A 17,214-nucleotide genomic window follows, 5' to 3' on the forward strand; every position below is an offset into this window, starting at 1 on the left:
GATTTATACTCCAAAACACCTGAATTGATCCTGTGCCATTGTTGAAATACCGTAGGGCGACTACAATAATACAAGTAACGATCATCCCGCTCTCACATAGGAAGGACGTGGCGCTCACATGCATTCGATACTACTCGTAGACGATGAAAAGATAGAATTGGAAACGCTTACCCATTATGTGCCTTGGGAATCGATGGGGATACGGGTTGTAGGAACAGCCCGTAACGGCCGAGAAGCGCTGGAGTTAACCCATCAGCTTGATCCCGATATTATTCTGACCGATGTTCGGATGCCGATCATGGACGGACTGGAGTTCGTGAAACGTGCGAAGCAAGTTCGCAAGCGGGTCAAAATCGTATTCTTAAGCGGTCACGACGAATTTCAATATATTAAAGCCGCACTCGCCGTCGAAGCGTCCGGTTATCTGCTCAAGCCCATCGACATGGAAGAGCTCAGGCATCTCATGGAGAAGGTCAAACAGAAGTGCGAGGAAGCCAAACTCACGGAACGCTCGGAAGAGATGGCCAAGGAGAAGCTGCTGCGGATGCTCCTTATGGAGGAAGCGCCGGATCGGCGTATCGAGCTGGTGCAGAAGCTGCTGCAGTTGGATTCAATAACCCAGCCGCCGTTTCGCGGTCCCTATAAAGCAGCCTGCTTGGTCATTGACCGCCCGAGCCGAAATGACGGTTCAGCTACGGATGCGAGCATGCCGGACCCGCTTGAGAGAAGCATTGGCGAAGCGGTACATAACCGATTAATGGCGCTCGGCTATATTGGGGAGCTGATCGATTGGGAGTATCGTACATTCGCCGGCGTGTTTCCGGACTCCCTCTTTGACGGTGAACGGGAGACCTGGCAGCAATTACAGAAGCTAATTGAAGCGGATTTTCCCGTATCGCTGACAATCGGTCTATCCAGGACAAGCGAAAGATTGGAAGATGCCTATACCCTCTTTAAGGAAGCGCATGACGCTGCGGGGCAGGCGTTCTATTTCGGTAACGGGGCGCTGCTCTCGGCAGAAGACATTCATAAGCCGACTACAGAAGAGGTGGAAGTTGAAGAACACCGGGCAGCACTTTGCCGCACCATCGTGCATCAGCGCTCCGAGGAAACGGAACATGAGGTCAATCTTTTCATCCATAAGCTTCGGGAGAAGCATGTTCATCCCCATCTTGCCCGCTCCGCAGCCGTTCGTCTCATTACGGCGGTGGAACAGCATTTCGGCGGCGCAATTAATGAGCTTCAAGTCGGCCCGTTCAGCAGCGAATGGGAGATTATGAGCCATTGCCAAACGCTAGACGATATTGGCGAGCATGTCCTGCATGTCTGCCACAGCTTGATTATGGCCCTCTCCGAGAAGGACAAAGACCGCCATCAGCATATCGCCCGGCACATTCAAGATATTATTGACCGTTCCTATCACAAGCCGCTAACCGTGGAGGATATCGCGAAGGAAGTTTACTTATCGCCGAACTACATACGCACCATCTATAAAGAGAAGACCGGACGCACCATTCTTGAGGTCATTACGGAGACACGAATGGAACGAGCAACCGCGCTGCTCGCCGACAAATCGCTCAAAGTCCATGAAATCGCAGGCTTAGTCGGTTACGAGAATGTCTCTTATTTTTGCTCCATTTTCCATAAGACAACGGGCATGACTCCCAACCACTATCGCAAACAAATTTACTGATTCGGAGGGACGCTTCGTGCCCGGCCTCATTCATCGTCTGCTTGTAAGACCTTTTCTCAATATGCACTTACGCAACAAGCTGTTTGTCGTCTTCGGACTTGTTTCCGTAATCCCCCTTATTTTCTTGGCGATTTATTCCTATGAGACAATGAAGAGCGAGCTGACTCGGCAGATGTATTCCAACATGCTCTCCACTACCGATCAGATTGGCTCCAACCTGAAGATGAAGCTCGACTCTTACTCCAAAGTCTCCTCCTCCTTGTATCTGGACAGCCGCCTGCGCGACTTCCTGACCATGGATTATTCCGATAATAACCAATACGTCGATGCCTATGAATATATCGACAGCACGTTCCGAAATCTGCTGGTCACCAACACGGACCTCAGTAGTGTAACGGTTTATACGAACAATTTGACCTTGCCGACCGACCAGGTGTTTATTAAACGTTCCGATAACAACTTGATGCGTTACCCCTGGTATAGTCTAGCCAGCAGATCCTACGGGAGCGTGACGTTCACCGTTATGCCCGCGACCAATCCGTCAAGCGAACAGGTGACACAAGGTATTGAGGAGCGCAAACCATCCCGCATCGTACTCGCTCGTCTGCTGGACAATAACAGCCTGAACTACCCGTACGGCATCCTGACCATGGATATTCCGGAAGCCGACATTTACGCCCTGATGGCAAAAGAAAACAACAACAAAGAGCTCTTCATCGTATCCGAGGATGGAGCCATTATTTCCGGCAAGGACAAGAGCAAGATCAACCACAATCTAAAGGAATTCGTGCGGGGCGACTGGGGAAACAGCAAAGCCGGCAGCTTCATCGGTATGTATAAAGGCGAGCGTGTTTTTGTCGTATTCAACTCCATCGACAATGGGTGGAAAACCGTCTCCATCGTGTCCTATAACAGCCTCTTAATGAACGTAAAGATCGCGTTCTCCCGTCTGTTCACGATTGCCATTGCCAGCCTCATTCTATCGATCATCCTTATTTATATAATGGCACGGTGGTTCACGATCCGAATCGAGAAGCTGCTGCAGCTCACGCGCCGGATCGAATCGGAAGACTTCGATGTCCAAGCCGTCTCGACCTGGCATGATGAAGTCGGACTGCTATCCTTCGCCATGATGAAGATGGCCAGACGGATGAAGGAGCTCATTAACGAGGTGTATAAGAAGGAGATTGCGAAGAAGGAAGCGGAAATGAGCATGCTGCAGGCGCAAATTAATCCGCATTTCCTCTATAACACGCTGGCTTCCATCTCATCGTTAGCGATGCGCAGCGGCGATAATCGCATTCAAGACATGGTTACCCATCTTGCGAAGTTTTACCGGATCTCACTAAACAAAGGAAAAACCATTGTTGGCTTTGCCGAAGAGCTGCGGCTGACGAAATCCTACATTGCCATCCAGCAGCTGCGTTTCGAAGGGCTCCTGCATGTTCACTTTGACATTGAGGAAGCGGCGCTGCCATATCCGGTTATCAAGCTGATGCTGCAGCCTTTTATCGAGAATGCGGTCAATCACGGGATATGGGACGATGAAGCCGGCATCAACGTAATCATAAGGGCGTGTATACAGGAAGACACCCTTGTGCTCCATGTCATCGACGACGGCATGGGCATGCGGCCGGAGAAGCTTAAACGGATACTCGGTGAAGAGGATAGTGACAGTGACGGAACTTCCGGTTATGGCATCCGTAACGTGGACCGCCGCATTAAGCTGACCTTCGGAGAAAGCTACGGCGTCCATATTTATAGCCGCTTGGGCATTGGTACGGCGGTTAAAATCCTTATTCCGTTAAGGGGTCCTTTATAAGAAGCAAGAAAAACCGGAGGCGCTGGCCTCCGGTTTTTCTGCATCGCTTAGTTCTTAGGCGACAATCGGAATAGCTTGGATTCCATGGGCTCAAGCGTCACTTGCAGGGAGCCGTGAACGTCTTGGGAAACAGCCCCCGTCCAGAGATCCTTCAGCTTGTAAGCCGCGCTGCCATCCAATCCGGCCCTTGCCAGATCGACTGTTTTGTCGACAGGCGCGCTGCCGTAGTTAAACAGTGCGATGTAATAATCGCCTTTATCCTTCAGTACGAATATATCCGCAGCCTTGGCACCGGTATTCCCCTCGACCGGGCGGAATGCTTTTCCGATCTGAGCGACCTCGAGAACCTGCTTGTTCGTCAGCAGCGCCGCCATGTACTCCTGTGCTTTCGCATCGTGAACGTTATCCGAATCCAAGAACACAGTACCCGAAATGACGGCGGAATTGACCCTGCTTCTGGCCTCTGTCAAGGAACCCGCTCTGGACAATGCCATATGATCGGGATCCGTATAAGGATAGATCGTGCCGTTCTGCCACCAGCCATACGTGAGCGCGTTCAGCTGGAACTCCGTGTCGGAGATGCTGCCGAACGTATCGGTAGCAATACGTCTGCTATGCGCGTATTGGCTTGGGAACAGCGGTGCTATTGAAGCACTGATAAACATTTTATCCGCAATAAGACTGTCGACGTAAGCCATTCCTTGGTTATACGCTTGCGTTCCGGTTTGAACCGCAGGGTCATCATGTTTTCCTTCCAAAGCACCGTGCGTCAAGAAATCCAGCTTGATATATTCAAAGCCGAGATTCTTAAAGCGGTTAAGGAAATAGGTGATCCGTTCCTTAGCCCCCGGATGAGACGGGTCTACCGCATAGGCGCCGTCCAATTTAGGCAACGGGTTGCCGGACTCGTCACGAAGGATGATATCCCCGTATTTGTAACTGGATCCCTCCACCTGCTGCTCCATATTGTCGCCCCAATAGACGAATGGTCCCCAGTAGATGCCGGCTTTCTGTCCATTCTTGTGGATCTTGGCAACTACGTCCGCTAACTGCGTTTCCGATAGGTTGTCCCAGTACGAATCCAAATTGATATAGGTGACCTTCTTATTATTGAAGCCGTCCTTCTGCAGATGCTGCTTCACATAATCGGATGTGTCCAGCACATCCTGATAAGTCAGGTTGCTGCCAACAGCACCCCAGCTGTTCCAGCCGACAGGCACACCTTCGGGAACCTTTTTGCCGAATGCGAGCGGCGGAGCGATTACCGCATTTGCCTTGCCGTACTCTTCCATGCCCTTCCGATAATCGCCATAGAATCCTACGAATGCCGTTGGCGACGTCAGCACAGTTCCTTTAATGGTTCCATGAGGGACCGAATCATGCGTTTTCGCGGTCGACGCGCCGCCGAATACTTCCAACCGATTCAAGCGATCGTTCTCGCCGATGAATTGAATCCCCGTTTTCCAAGTATCGTGGGTTACCGAACCTACAATGAGTCCGTTACGGCTGGCATTATCATAGATCGCGGACACTTCGTAACTCATGTCTGCTGAATTGATAGGCACGGCTTGATGGCGAATCCACATATCGTTGTCATAAGGAACGGATAATACCCGCCCGTCCGTATAGCTGCCAATATCGATGCCACCCGTTGTATTCGTTACGAGCGGAGCCATATAATTCGTTTGTATTTCTACTGCGGATACCGCTTCTGTTCCAGTGAAGAAATAAGGCGTATCCTCATAAAAGCTGTACCATTGGTTCAATGTCGGACTTCCTTCTTGGCTGTTGACGAACTTCACCTTAATGCCTTTGCCGAACCCGTCTTTCAGAGGGGTCACATCTGCCATAGAGAAGCTGTGGCTGTCATAGCAGCTGCTCGCCTTATCGTCGAACTTGCTGTATACGCCTTTGGCGATCGTCTTATCCTTCCAGGCATAGTCCGCCACTCCGTTATCCGTGCGATATGTAACGGCATAGTCACCATTCTGGATGACAACTGCATCCGCATAGGCAGAGATCTTGATCGACCCGAACTTCTTCTTATCCAGCGGTGCTCCAAGTGGAGGTGCTTCCGTGATGACCTGCTCACAAGGCTGCACTTGATCCGCTTCTACCGGCGTTACGACGATTTTGTCCATATCAGGTGAATACCCGCCTCCATCCGAGAACAGAATGGTATTGCTTCCGGCCGCTAAGTTGACGCTGATGGTCTGTGAACCCACGGTATTCCAATCATTCGTGCTTTGGAACAGAATATTTTGAGCCGGACCGCCATTGGTGCTTACATCGGCAGCGCGCGGATCTCCGGAAATATAAAATACAGTCAGGTTGTAGCTGCCAGCTGCCGGGACATTAACGGCATTAAATTGCAAGGAAGCGCCTTGATAGAGATTCCCTACCTTTTGCCCGCCGGAGCAGGCGCCGCAATTCGATACTGCCGCATTCCCGGTCAAGGTGTTACCTGAAGCTTCTGCCTCATAGCCCTGTGCGATCGGATAAACGTCGATTTTATCAAAATCGGGCGAATAGCCGCTGCCATCTGAGATATCGATATAGTTGCTGCCTTGAACTAGGGTCATCGGAATCGTTAACGTACCTAACGTATTCCAGTCCGCCGTCTTGTCGAAGTCAATATGACGGGAAGTGCCGCCGTTCACGCTGATGTCCGCGCTTCTCGGATCTCCGGAAATATAGGAGAACACCACGTTATACGAACCGGCCTCCGGCACCCCAATATCGGTAAAACGCATGCCGCTGCCTTGGTACAAGCCCCCCACCTTCTTGCTGCCCGAGCAGACGCTGCAGTCGGCAATAGAGGCGTTGCCCGTCATCGTGTTCCCCGCCGCTTCCGCTTCGTAGCTGTAGATGGCTTCGTTCGCTGAGCTTACCGAGGCGTCTGCATTGGAGAGCGTAGACGTACCGAATGAAAAACTACAAACAAGCAGCAAGAGTGCCAAACAAGTTGTGAGCGTTTTCATAATGAACTCCTTCCAACCTTTTATTTGGATACATCTCTCAATGTAATGCAGCGCGAATAGCCGTTCAATCCCAATATCTTACGAAACATACCGCAAAATAAAGGAATACCGGCAGCCGATTCCGAGGCTCTGTTGCGATTCATCATCCGTTCTCTACTTTCGATCTACCATCCTCAACTTCTTTCGGAATGTTCGTTGTAAGATAGCGTTTACACGCTATACTTAAGAGAAAATCCCCCAAAGGAGAAAGTTACGAATGAGCTTTCTGCGCCGGCTCACCCTTTATCCCAAGCTCGTTCTGACCTTTCTGGTCATCATTATTCCTCTTGTTACCATCAGCCTGCTCATGAATATCCGCAGCGAGCGGCTTGTCCGCAACGAGATTACCAGCTCCATGCAAGCGAAGGTCAATTACTATATCAACGCGCTCGAGGACGATTTCGGCCCCCTCGTCACATTGGAGCAGCAATATACGCTCGACGATGACATTTTCAACCTCGCCTACTCTTCGATCATTATGACCAGCGAGCAGTATACGAATGCGGTCAGAAACGTTCAGAAGAAGCTGCAGATTTTAAAAAATATGAGCCCGTACGTAGAGGACGCCTTCGTTAACTTCCCCGTGCTCGATCGCAAAATATCGGCTTTATCCTTCAACGAATTGAACCACGAGGAAGCAGCCGCCTTAAACCAAATGGCCGATACGTTTGAATCGCCATTCCTGCTCTATCAGAACCGGCTATGGATGAGTTTGCCCTATCCGAACAGTCAGGCCATCGGCCGCGGGTTCACGATCGCGCTCGAGATATCGAGCCAGGCGGTCAGGGATTCGCTGTCCGGCTTCCTCATCGACGGCAATGGCGGCGCTATGCTCTTGGATCAGGATTTGTCCTGGAGCGAGACGAGCGGCAATGTGCCGTCCGATCGCGCGAAGCTGCAATCCCTGATCAGAGCACAGCTGCAAGCCGGACAGAAAAGCGGATACGAAATCATCGAGGACGGAGACTCCACGTACTATGGCTTTTTTGAGAAATCGTCGAAATTAGGGCTTACGCTTGCGATATTCGTGGAAGAAAGCAGCTTCATCGGTCCGCTTAAACAATACGCGGTTTGGTTATGGGCGATCTCGATTGCCGCTCCGATACTCATTCTGCTGTTTTCCTATCGGCTCTATCAGGTCATCCATACACCGCTGAAGCGGCTTGTCGGCGCGTTCAAAGGGCTTGAGAAAGGCGATCTCTCGGCCCAGCTGAATTACCGTTCACGAGACGAATTCAATTACTTGTATTTGCAATACAACCGAACCGTCTCCAGACTGCAGGATCTGATTAATGAAGCATACGTCCATCAATACCAAATCAAGGTTGCCGAACTCAAGCAGCTGCAATCGCAGATCAACCCGCATTTCTTGTACAATAGCTTCTTCAACCTGCACCGGCTGGCCAAACTCCAAGAGAATGACAAAGTCGTCGCCTTCTCCAAGCATCTGGGCGAATACTTCAAATACGTCACCAAGAACGCCGACTCCGTGCCGCTTGATCAGGAAATCAAGTTCTGCCGATCCTATGCGGCCATTCAAGGCATCCGGTTCAACGATCATGTCCGCGTAGAATTCGGCGAAGTCCCGGAACGCGTCGGCTCGCTTGCCGTGCCTAAGCTGCTGCTTCAGCCGCTTGTCGAGAACGCCTACCAGCATGGGTTAGAGGACCAAGTTGAAGAAGGGCTCGTCATGGTAGCGTTCAAAGATTGCGGGGATCATGCCGAAATCGAGGTGGAAGATAACGGATCGCTGAATGAGGGGGAGCTGGCGCATATCGTTGCTCTCTTGACCGACTCGGAGTACAAGTCCGACAGCGAAGGCTTGCGCAACGTTCAACTGCGCATTCGGCTTAACTTCGGCGAACATGCCGATCTGCTTGCGAGCCGAGGCATGCTCGGTGGCCTGCGAATGACGATCATCATTCCATTTAAGGAGGCATGAGGCGATGTACCGACTGTTGATCGTGGATAACGAACCGATTATCGTAAGAGGGCTTCAGCAGCTCTTGGGAGAAGAAGCACCGCTGGATCTGGGCGAAGTATACGGCGCGCATTCGGCGGAAGAAGCTTTGCGGCTGCTGGGTATAATGAAGATCGATATCGCTTTGCTCGATATCCGTATGCCCGGGATGAACGGCCTTGAGCTGCAGGCCAAGATCGTGGAACAATGGCCGGACTGTAAAGTCGTTTTCCTGTCCGGTTACGATGACTTTTCTTATATTCAGACGGCTTTCCGTAACGGCGGCGTCGATTATGTGCTCAAGATGGACGGCGATGAAGCGATTATAGCGGCCATCCAGAAGGCCATCGATGAGCTGTCGCGTGCGAGCTCCATGAACCAATTAATGGATCAAGCTAAACATAAACTGCAGCAATCGCTTGCCCCTTTGCAGAGAGATTACGTAAGCCAGTTGATCCACGGCCTTGCGTCCGCCAAGCAAGTACGAATGGATGAACTGGAAATAGCGATGGACGTATCCACGCCCCCGCTTCTGCTGATCTCGCGCGTGGACCGCTTTGCCCCGTCGCATTCCGATGCGGATAAAACGCTCATGTATTACGCGCTGCAAAATATCGCCGGCGAGTTCTGGTCGGGCTGCCGGGCTTTCAGCGTTATGCTCGATCCGTCCGCGATGGTGACGTTCGTCCAGCCTGCTTCGAACAGTCGGTGGGAGCCGGTGAGCCAGCGGTGGATCCGGTTTGTGCATGGTCAGCTGGAAACAATCCAAGCCGCCTGCAAACAGTATTTGAAGCTGCCTGTTTCCTTTGTCGCCAGCTCGGAGACGGTCCGTTGGGCTGACATTCATTTGAAATACTCGGAGCTCAAGCAGATCTTGTTCTATGGCTTTGGCCAGCGTACCGAGATGCTGCTGACGGACGGCGTTAACCGGAACTTCGCTTCGGGAAGCCCGCAAACAAACGAGACGATCATCAAAGCCCAAAGTCGGTTAAAGCAGCTGTTATCCTCCGAGATGGCGCTGGAGAATCGGCTGATGGGCGACTTCGACGAGCTCGCGGCGCTCTCTCGCCAGCTGATGGGCAATCATCCTTTTCTGTATGAAATGTATAACGGCATCGCCTACATGCTGTTATCCGCCATTAATCATCAGCCGCGGACGGAGGCGTTTCCTTCGGATTGGCTGACGAAGCTTGTCTCCTTGGATGCTCATTCGTCTTGGGAGGAAGCACTCGATTATTTGCGGGATATCATTCGCCGACTGCTCGACATACGCAATCAAGAGAGCGAAGCAGGTGCTCATCTGCTGATCGCCAAGCTGAAATCCTTCATCGACGGCCACCTGAACGAAGACCTGTCGCTCGTTCGGCTAGCTGAAACCGTCTACTTGAATCCGACCTACCTGTCTCGGCTGTTCAAGCAGCAGACCGGCCAAGGCATCTCCGAATATATCGCGGAGCTTCGGCTGACGAAATCCTGTGATCTGCTCAAATTCTCGAATCTGAAAATACAAGATATCGCCTTGAAGGTCGGGTTTGATTCTGCGACATCCTTCGGAAGGTTCTTTAAGAGAGAAATGAACGCCACGCCCCACGAATATCGGGAAAGCGCATCTGCATCATAAAGAAAAGCCGCCGGTTGTACGTTGACCGGCGGCTTTCTTGTTTATTGGAACACGCGGACATAATCGACGAACATGTCGACTTGATTGTTGTATCTGGCGAGATCGATCGGCCAACCGCCGCCAAGCGCCAGGTTGAGCATGAAATACATCGGCGTTTTGGCTTGGTCGAACGTCGTATGGCGCCATACCTCTACGTTGTCGATGTAGTAGATCGTGTCGGTCGGCGTAATTTTGGTGCCGTAAATATGCCAGGTTGATGCGTTGTCTCCGAAAGCGAAGTTAGAGGAGGAGCAATGCGTGTCGTGCATTTCCGGACTGCCTGCCCACCAGTGCTTTGCCTGGCAAGCGCCGTTCGGATCTTGCCCGTAGGCTTCGACCGTATCGATCTCCGCCGTCGATGGCACGCCTTGCGAAATGCTGTTCTGCGACATGAGCCAGAACGCCGGCCATGTCCCTTTGCCTGCCGGCATCAGAATGCGCGCTTCAAAGTAGCCGTAGGTTGCTGCGACGCCCGTTCCGTTAGTACGTACGGAAGACAACAAGCCGCCGGTATAGGTACGGTTCCAGCCCATTGGATCGACAGTGCCAGCCGGTGCTTTCTTAGCGCGAATACGCAGATAGTTGCTTCCGAGGATCGCAAACGGATCATTCGCACTGCCGTAATCGGCGAAGATCGCTTCACCGAACTCCGTGCCGTTCGGCGCATCCGGTTTGGCTGTTGCGTAGGTGGCGCCTGCGCCTGTACGGGATGCCGACAACGGTCCTGTGAAATCATCTTGGAACAGCACGCTCATGCCCGAAGCTTGGGAAGGCGCGGACGGAATGCCCTGCTTCCAAGTGACGCCGCCTTCGTTATACAGCTGCACATAACAGTTATCCGAGTGCGCATAGTTCGGGTTGCCTTCCGGCGAATCCCATGCGCTCAGGATAACGGAGATCGGTCCATGCGGGAAGTCTGCGGCCGGGAAGGTCACTTCGCCGTACCCATTCGCATCGGGTGTCACCCGCTGGAACCAGCTGTCATAACCATTCGCATTCGGATGCGCGGTATCCGGCTGATGCCAGGATCTTGCCCATACGTTCTGCATGCCCGGCGCGTAGAACTTGATCGTAATCGTGCCGTTAATCGAAGCGCCGTAGGATGGCGAAATCACGCTTACTTGGTAATTCGGATAGGTCGTTGTCGGCGGCTCCGTTGGAGGCGTCGTTCCGCCTCCGGTGCCGTAATACTTAATTTCCGTCGCCCCGGAAGCAGAACCGGCTTGCGGCGTGAAGACAATTCTCATCTTGGAAGTCGTAATGGGCGTAAACGTGACCGTGTTGACCTGCCCGCCTGTCGGCGTTGCGGGCGACTTGGATTGGCTTGCCGCGTTCGTCCATGCTGTGCCGTTCCAATACTGCACGTTGTAGGAAGCCGGTGCTTTAACGCCGCCTCCATCATCGTAAATATAAATTTCAGCTTGGGCTACGGTGCTGCTTGCGCTCAAATCCTTCTGCACCCAGTCGGTTGCATTCGGCGACTGGTAGCTGGTCCAGCGATTATGCGGCGAATTGACATAGGAGATCGTGCCGTCATCTACATCGTCCACCTCATCCATGTGGAACGTATACGAGGCCGTTGAAGTTCCTGTCAGCGGCGATGATGGCGGCGTAGTTGGAGGATCGGTAGGCGGCGGCGTGGAAGAATCCGTGCCATAGGCGATTTCGGTTACGCCGGACTTGGAGCCGGATTGGTGAGTGAAGACGATTCTGAACTTGCTGGCCGACACGGACGTGAAGGTTACCGTGTTGACTTGGTTACCGGTCGGATTGGCCGGGGATTTCACTTGGCCGGCGGCATCCGTCCATGTGCTGCCGTTCAAGTACTGCACCTTGTAGGAGCTCGGTACCTTCACACCGGCTCCGTCGTCATACAAATAGATCCCGGCGCTGCTTTTCGTTACCGCCGAGCCGAAATCCGTCTGTACCCAGTCCGTCGCGTTCGGTGATTCGTATGCCGTCCAGCGGTTTTTCGGGGTATCGTCGTAAGACAAGATTCCGTCATTTACGCTGCTCGTCGAGTCCATGAAGAAGGTGTAAGATGCAGTGACAGTAGCCCCGGTGTCATACGCGAAGGCTTGCATGCCGGAGAACAGCGTAGACAAGAGAACGCTTACAATTAGGAGCGGCAAAAATACTATCCTGGGCCTTAATCTCTGCTTTTTCATTAATCATCACTACCTTTTCGCTAAATTGGGTTGCAAGTGTATTATAGCGAAGCCGCGTGCTGCTGCCATCAGCCGTTCGCTACTTTCGCTCTACCGATTTCTACTTTTTGGCTGTTATAACAAGAGCGCAGCCCATAGTGGACTGCGCTCTTGTTTGACACTTAGCTCTTGTTTAATCCAATGGCGAGCTGGTCCGAAGCATGATGCAGCGGAATTCGCCTTCACCTTCCGCAATCATGGATGCATCCCCAGGCTTGGCAGGTCTGCATGCACAGTAGAAGTGATACAAGCTGTCATTCCAATAGATCACCGAGGACTTGTGCGCATGCGTCCCATCCGCTTCACCCGGTTGTCCATGTGGAATCCACGGCTCGTTCATGATCTCCCAGTCGGTCAAATCCTTCGATACCGCAAGCAGCCCTTGCGCATGCTTGCCGTCGAATCCGAAGCCAAAATTCACCCAATTGCCCGTCCGGCTATCAAACCGGATATAGGGATCGCTGACGTATTGGCTGTAGAACGAACCCGGATGCACGCCCATGACGGGCTCACCGCCGCTGAACCTCGACCAGTGCCGCAGATCATCCGACACGGCGAGTCCCGTCTCCTCCGTCCATGGCCAATTCGGTTTGTCCTTGGCATTGTAGAACATCCAATACCGGCCCTCGAACTCGACGAAGCAGCACTTGTACAATCCGGCCCGTTCCCAATCTCCGCCGTTCTCATACGAGAAAACCGGTTCTTCGAGACGATGCCAGTCCAGCAAGCTCTCGCTCTCGCACCAAGCCAGCCCCATCTTCGCTCCCCCGGCCTCGTAACCGAACTCGGGATACGAATGATAGATCATCCAGTACTTTCCGTCCGATTTCTTCAAGCGGGGCAGCTCGTATAAATCATTGTTCTCCAGCAGTACCCAGGAGTACGCTGCACCTACATAATCCCAGCGTGAGGCATCCTCTCCACGGTCCAGAATGATGCCTTCATGCTTCCACTCGACTAAATTGTCGCTCGTAGCCAGCGCCGTCCGATAGCCTAAGCCATCGAAGCCGATATGCATCATATAAAACCTATCGTTGTGGTAGAAAACAAACGGACAATCCACCGACATCGCATCGTATGCGCCAGCCTCGCCCGATCCTTGCAGCACCGGCACTTCCCGCTTATACGGCGTGCGCAAATGCCCCAATTCACTTATTCCTAAACTTTCCATACGCTCCGGAGCTCCTCTCTCTCCTTCAACTCAGCTACTCTTTCACGCTGCCTACGATGACGCCTTTAATAAAGAATCGTTGCAGGAACGGATACACGCAAATGATCGGCAAGGCAGCCAGAAAAATTTGCGCGCCTTTTAGCGTCCGGTCCGATATGTCTGCCAGTGCCTCCGCATCCACCATCGAGACGAGGCTGAGATCGCGGTTGATTACAACGGTCTGTAAATAGCTTTGCAAGGGATATTTGTCCGGTGAGTTCATCAAGATGAGACCGTCGAACCAGGAATTCCAATGCCCCACCATGGAGAACAAAATGAGCGTGGCAATCGCCGGCATCGACAGCGGTACATATACTTTCCATAAAATTTTCCAATGTCCTGCTCCGTCGACGAAAGCCGCTTCCTCTAACTCTTTGGGCAAGCCGCGGTAGAAATTAAGGAGCAATACGGCGTTAAACACGTTCACCGCTCCGGGCAGAATGAGCGCGCCCATCGTGCCGAGTAGATGAAGCTTCTGAATCACGAGGTACCAAGGCACGATTCCGCCCCCGACCAGCATCGTCAAGACGAAGAACCAGACGTAAAACAATCTGCCCCTAAACGCGAACGATTCTTTGGACAACGGGTATGCCAGCGTAATCGTCAGCAGCATGTTCAGTGCAGTTCCTAGCAGCACCCGCTCCGCGCTGACGCCGAGTGCCCTCAAGAACTCGGGCTTTTGCAGCACGAAGTTATACGATTGCCAGGTGAAATCGACCGGCCACAGCGACACCTCTCCGGAGCTCGCCGCGGTGCTCGAGCTGAGCGACACCGCAAGCACGTTTATGAGCGGGAACAAGCAGAGAAAGGCCAGCAGGATGAGAAATAGCGCGTTAAAGACATTAAATAGTTTTCCGGATACGGAAGTTGTCTTCATCATTTGTTCCGCTCCTTATTAGAAGATTCGGTAGTTGGCCAAGCGATAGGCTAGATAATAGGAAACGGATATCAAAACGATCGATACGCCTGATTTCATCAACCCTACGGCCGTCGCCAGGCTGTACTGGGCTTGTTCAAGTCCGAGCCTGTACACGAGTGTGTCGATGATGTCTCCGCTTTCGTAAACGATCGGACTGTACAAATTGTAAATTTGATCGAACCCGGCATTCAGCACGTTGCCTAAGCTCAGGGTCGCAAGAAGTACAATGACCGGGGCCATGCCCGGGAGGGTAATATGCACCATCTGCTTCCAGCGGTTCGCCCCATCGATAACGGCCGCCTCATACAGCGCCGGGTTAATGCCCGCAAGCGCGGCCAAATAGACGATCGTGCTGAAGCCAAACTCCTTCCACACGTCCGATATCACGACGACGGCCGGAAACCAATGCACATTGCCGAGGAAAAAGATCGGTTCGATGCCGAACACGCCGAGGAATTGGTTCACAACACCCGAAGTCGGCGACAAAATATCGATGAGCACGCCGCCCAGAATAATCCACGATAGAAAGTGAGGGAGATAGATCAGCGTTTGAATCGAACGCTTAAACGTATGCTTACGTACTTCGTTCAGCAGAAGCGCCACGACAATCGGCACGACCAATCCTGCTGCGATTTTCATAACCGCGATGAAGACCGTATTGCCGATGACTTGCCAAATGTCCGGCAGCTTAAACATATAATCGAAGTTATCCCACCCCACGAACGGGGAGTGGGCAAAGCTCTTCACGACAGAAAACTTCTGGAACGCTATAACGAGTCCTGCAATCGGGCCGTAACTAAACACCAGCACCAGCAGGAACGAGGGGGCCACCATCAGATGCAAAGGCAGCTGTCGGCGCATTTTCGGTTTCAACATCTACGGACACCGCCTTCCCGGTACAAGATAAGAAGGGAGGCCGGAAGCAAGTCCCGACCTCCCGATGACGCGAATACTTATGAGGATTCATGATTCATGGCGTTTATGATTTTTTGGCGTACCAATCGTTCACTTCCTGCGTGATTTGCTCGCCGCCCAACTTATTCCAGTCCGATACGAATTGATCGAAATCGGAGATTGGTGCGCCTAGGATGATTTTCGTAAACTTCTCGAGCACCAATTTATCCAAAATCGCTTGTTTGTCCGTCATGCCCGGCGTTGGAGCGCCGAAGAACTCACTCTTCATCAGCAAGCTTTGATCGACGTAATTCGCTCCGATCACATCCCACGAACCGCCGGCTCCGAATACTTTGTTCGTTGCCCAGTTTGTTCTGTCGCCGCCGTTGAACAGAACGATTTTGTCATAGTAGCTCTTCTCTTCCGGCGTTAACTTGGCTGCATCATTGGCTTGAAGTGCCGCGACGACATTCTTATGCACGGAGAGCAGACCTTGCGGCGTTCCGAAGCCGCCTTGCAGCAGCGCGTATTTGAAGAATTCGATGCCGTCTGCGCTGTGGTACTTCGCTGGTTCAGCTGTTTCGCCAATGATCTTCTCATTGTAGAAGTTGAACAGCTTGACGATCGCTTCCGGATGCGCGGCACCTTTCTTGACGACCCAGAAGGCGTTGAAATCGGCTTTCGATTGCGCTTTGGCAGGCGTTCCGTCCACGGAAGGAACCGGGAACACGCCCCACTCGGCGTTTGGATCTTTGTTCACGCCGTCTTGCAGCGGCCACAGCGGATTCCACATCGCGCCGAAGCTCATGCCCACTTTGCCCGCCGTTTGCAGCTCGGCCGCTTTACCGCCGTCTTTGACGCCGAATTCTTTATCAATCACGCCTGCTTTATACAGCTCTTGCAGCTTCGCAAGGGCGGTCTTCATTTCCGGCTGCGTGCTGCCGTTGACGAGTTTGCCGGAGCTGTCTTTGATCCAGATGTTCGCGTAAGCGTGGAACCCGTTCATGAAGCCGGAGAAGTCCGGGTATCCGCCGAACAAGTCCTTCGAAGCGGCGAGGCCGTAAGTATCGTTCTTGCCGTTGCCGTCCGGGTCTTGCGTCGTGAAGGCATCCGCGATCTTGTAGAAATCATCCATTGTCTTCGGTTCCGGCAAATTGAGCTTCTTAAGCCAATCGGTTCTGACATAGAGCAGCGGTGCTCCGCCCAGGTAATCTTCAGCAGGCGGGATCCCCATCAGCTTGCCGTCATACATAGCTGCCGATTTGGCGTTCGTACCGCGGTCGATCATCGTTTTCGTCAAATCGGAACCGTAGTCCGCGACGTACTGCGTCAAATCCTCAAGCTGGCCGCCTTCTGCCAATTGGCGGAATTGCACCGAATCGACTTGGAAAATGTCCGGCAAATCGTTCGACGTAATCGTCAGATTCATCTTCTGGCCGTATTGGTCGCCGTTGACGATCCATTTGTACTTGATCTTAATGCCTAGCTCGCTCTCGTAAGCTCTCGTCCATACGTTGTTCTCGATCGTGTCGCCGTCTTTGAATTTGTAAGTAGGATCTGTGTAGCGGACAGCCGCAACTTCGATCGGCGGATCGTATTTGGCGTTTGGATCGATCGCCGGAGCTTCCGTCTCGGCAGGTGCCGGTTCGTTTGTAGCGTTTGTGGATGTGGATTCGTTTGTTGTTGCGGTGTTGGTCTTGGCGTTATTCCCGCCATTGGTATTGTCGCTATTGCCGCATGCAGTCGTAACCGCCAGCAGAAGAGCAAATGATGCGGTCAAGCTTCTGTTGCGCAGCTTCTTGTTCATACTGTGCCTCCCCGATTATGTG

10 protein-coding genes are annotated in these 17,214 nt (G+C 52.5%); 4 read left to right on the forward strand and 6 right to left on the reverse strand.

Annotated elements, in window-relative coordinates; translation table 11 throughout:
* Window positions 1-118: 118 nt before the first annotated feature.
* Both AC6ESO_RS20260 and AC6ESO_RS20265 read left to right on the forward strand, forming a co-directional pair.
* Window positions 119-1,693, forward strand: a complete 1,575-nt coding sequence (locus AC6ESO_RS20260; RefSeq protein ID WP_497092946.1) for a response regulator — start codon at window positions 119-121, stop codon at window positions 1,691-1,693.
* 16 nt (window positions 1,694-1,709) lie between these two features.
* Window positions 1,710-3,515: a cache domain-containing sensor histidine kinase gene (locus AC6ESO_RS20265; RefSeq protein ID WP_497092947.1), complete on the forward strand. Its 1,806-nt coding sequence runs from the start codon at window positions 1,710-1,712 to the stop codon at window positions 3,513-3,515.
* A gap of 47 nt (window positions 3,516-3,562) precedes the next feature.
* Here the strand turns inward: AC6ESO_RS20265 and AC6ESO_RS20270 are convergent, their stop codons facing one another.
* Window positions 3,563-6,496, reverse strand: a complete 2,934-nt coding sequence (locus tag AC6ESO_RS20270) for a carbohydrate-binding protein (RefSeq protein WP_497092948.1) — start codon at window positions 6,494-6,496, stop codon at window positions 3,563-3,565.
* A 256-nt stretch (window positions 6,497-6,752) separates the two neighbouring features.
* Here AC6ESO_RS20270 and AC6ESO_RS20275 point away from each other — a divergent pair, with 256 nt between their 5' ends.
* Complete coding sequence (locus tag AC6ESO_RS20275) at window positions 6,753-8,477, forward strand: sensor histidine kinase (protein ID WP_497092949.1); 1,725 nt, start codon at window positions 6,753-6,755, stop codon at window positions 8,475-8,477.
* A gap of 4 nt (window positions 8,478-8,481) precedes the next feature.
* The gene (locus tag AC6ESO_RS20280) at window positions 8,482-10,116 is read left to right on the forward strand and encodes a response regulator transcription factor (RefSeq protein WP_497092950.1); all 1,635 of its coding nucleotides are present in this window, start codon (window positions 8,482-8,484) and stop codon (window positions 10,114-10,116) included.
* A gap of 41 nt (window positions 10,117-10,157) precedes the next feature.
* Here the strand turns inward: AC6ESO_RS20280 and AC6ESO_RS20285 are convergent, their stop codons facing one another.
* The 5 genes from AC6ESO_RS20285 to AC6ESO_RS20305 form a co-directional block, all read right to left on the reverse strand.
* Entirely contained in the window at window positions 10,158-12,287 is a 2,130-nt protein-coding gene (locus tag AC6ESO_RS20285) for a galactose-binding domain-containing protein (protein ID WP_497092951.1), read from the reverse strand.
* Window positions 12,288-12,495: 208 nt separating this feature from the next.
* Window positions 12,496-13,533, reverse strand: coding sequence for a glycoside hydrolase family protein (locus AC6ESO_RS20290; RefSeq protein ID WP_497092952.1), 1,038 nt, complete (start codon window positions 13,531-13,533; stop codon window positions 12,496-12,498).
* A 34-nt stretch (window positions 13,534-13,567) separates the two neighbouring features.
* Entirely contained in the window at window positions 13,568-14,452 is an 885-nt protein-coding gene (locus AC6ESO_RS20295) for a carbohydrate ABC transporter permease (RefSeq protein ID WP_497092953.1), read from the reverse strand.
* Between the two features lie 15 nt (window positions 14,453-14,467).
* On the reverse strand, window positions 14,468-15,367 hold the full coding sequence (locus tag AC6ESO_RS20300) for an ABC transporter permease (protein ID WP_497092954.1): 900 nt from the start codon (window positions 15,365-15,367) through the stop codon (window positions 14,468-14,470).
* A 103-nt stretch (window positions 15,368-15,470) separates the two neighbouring features.
* Complete coding sequence (locus AC6ESO_RS20305) at window positions 15,471-17,192, reverse strand: extracellular solute-binding protein (RefSeq protein ID WP_497092955.1); 1,722 nt, start codon at window positions 17,190-17,192, stop codon at window positions 15,471-15,473.
* Between the last annotated feature and the right edge of the window lie 22 nt (window positions 17,193-17,214).

The organism is Paenibacillus rhizoryzae, assembly GCF_059686995.1.

Coding starts and splice junctions, on each gene's coding strand:
- AC6ESO_RS20305 (WP_497092955.1), bottom strand. CDS start 17,192: ATGAACAAGAAGCTGCGCAACAGAAGCTTGACCGCATCATTTGCTCTT.
- AC6ESO_RS20290 (WP_497092952.1), bottom strand. CDS start 13,533: ATGGAAAGTTTAGGAATAAGTGAATTGGGGCATTTGCGCACGCCGTAT.
- AC6ESO_RS20280 (WP_497092950.1), top strand. CDS start 8,482: ATGTACCGACTGTTGATCGTGGATAACGAACCGATTATCGTAAGAGGG.
- AC6ESO_RS20275 (WP_497092949.1), top strand. CDS start 6,753: ATGAGCTTTCTGCGCCGGCTCACCCTTTATCCCAAGCTCGTTCTGACC.
- AC6ESO_RS20270 (WP_497092948.1), bottom strand. CDS start 6,496: ATGAAAACGCTCACAACTTGTTTGGCACTCTTGCTGCTTGTTTGTAGT.
- AC6ESO_RS20260 (WP_497092946.1), top strand. CDS start 119: ATGCATTCGATACTACTCGTAGACGATGAAAAGATAGAATTGGAAACG.
- AC6ESO_RS20300 (WP_497092954.1), bottom strand. CDS start 15,367: ATGTTGAAACCGAAAATGCGCCGACAGCTGCCTTTGCATCTGATGGTG.
- AC6ESO_RS20295 (WP_497092953.1), bottom strand. CDS start 14,452: ATGATGAAGACAACTTCCGTATCCGGAAAACTATTTAATGTCTTTAAC.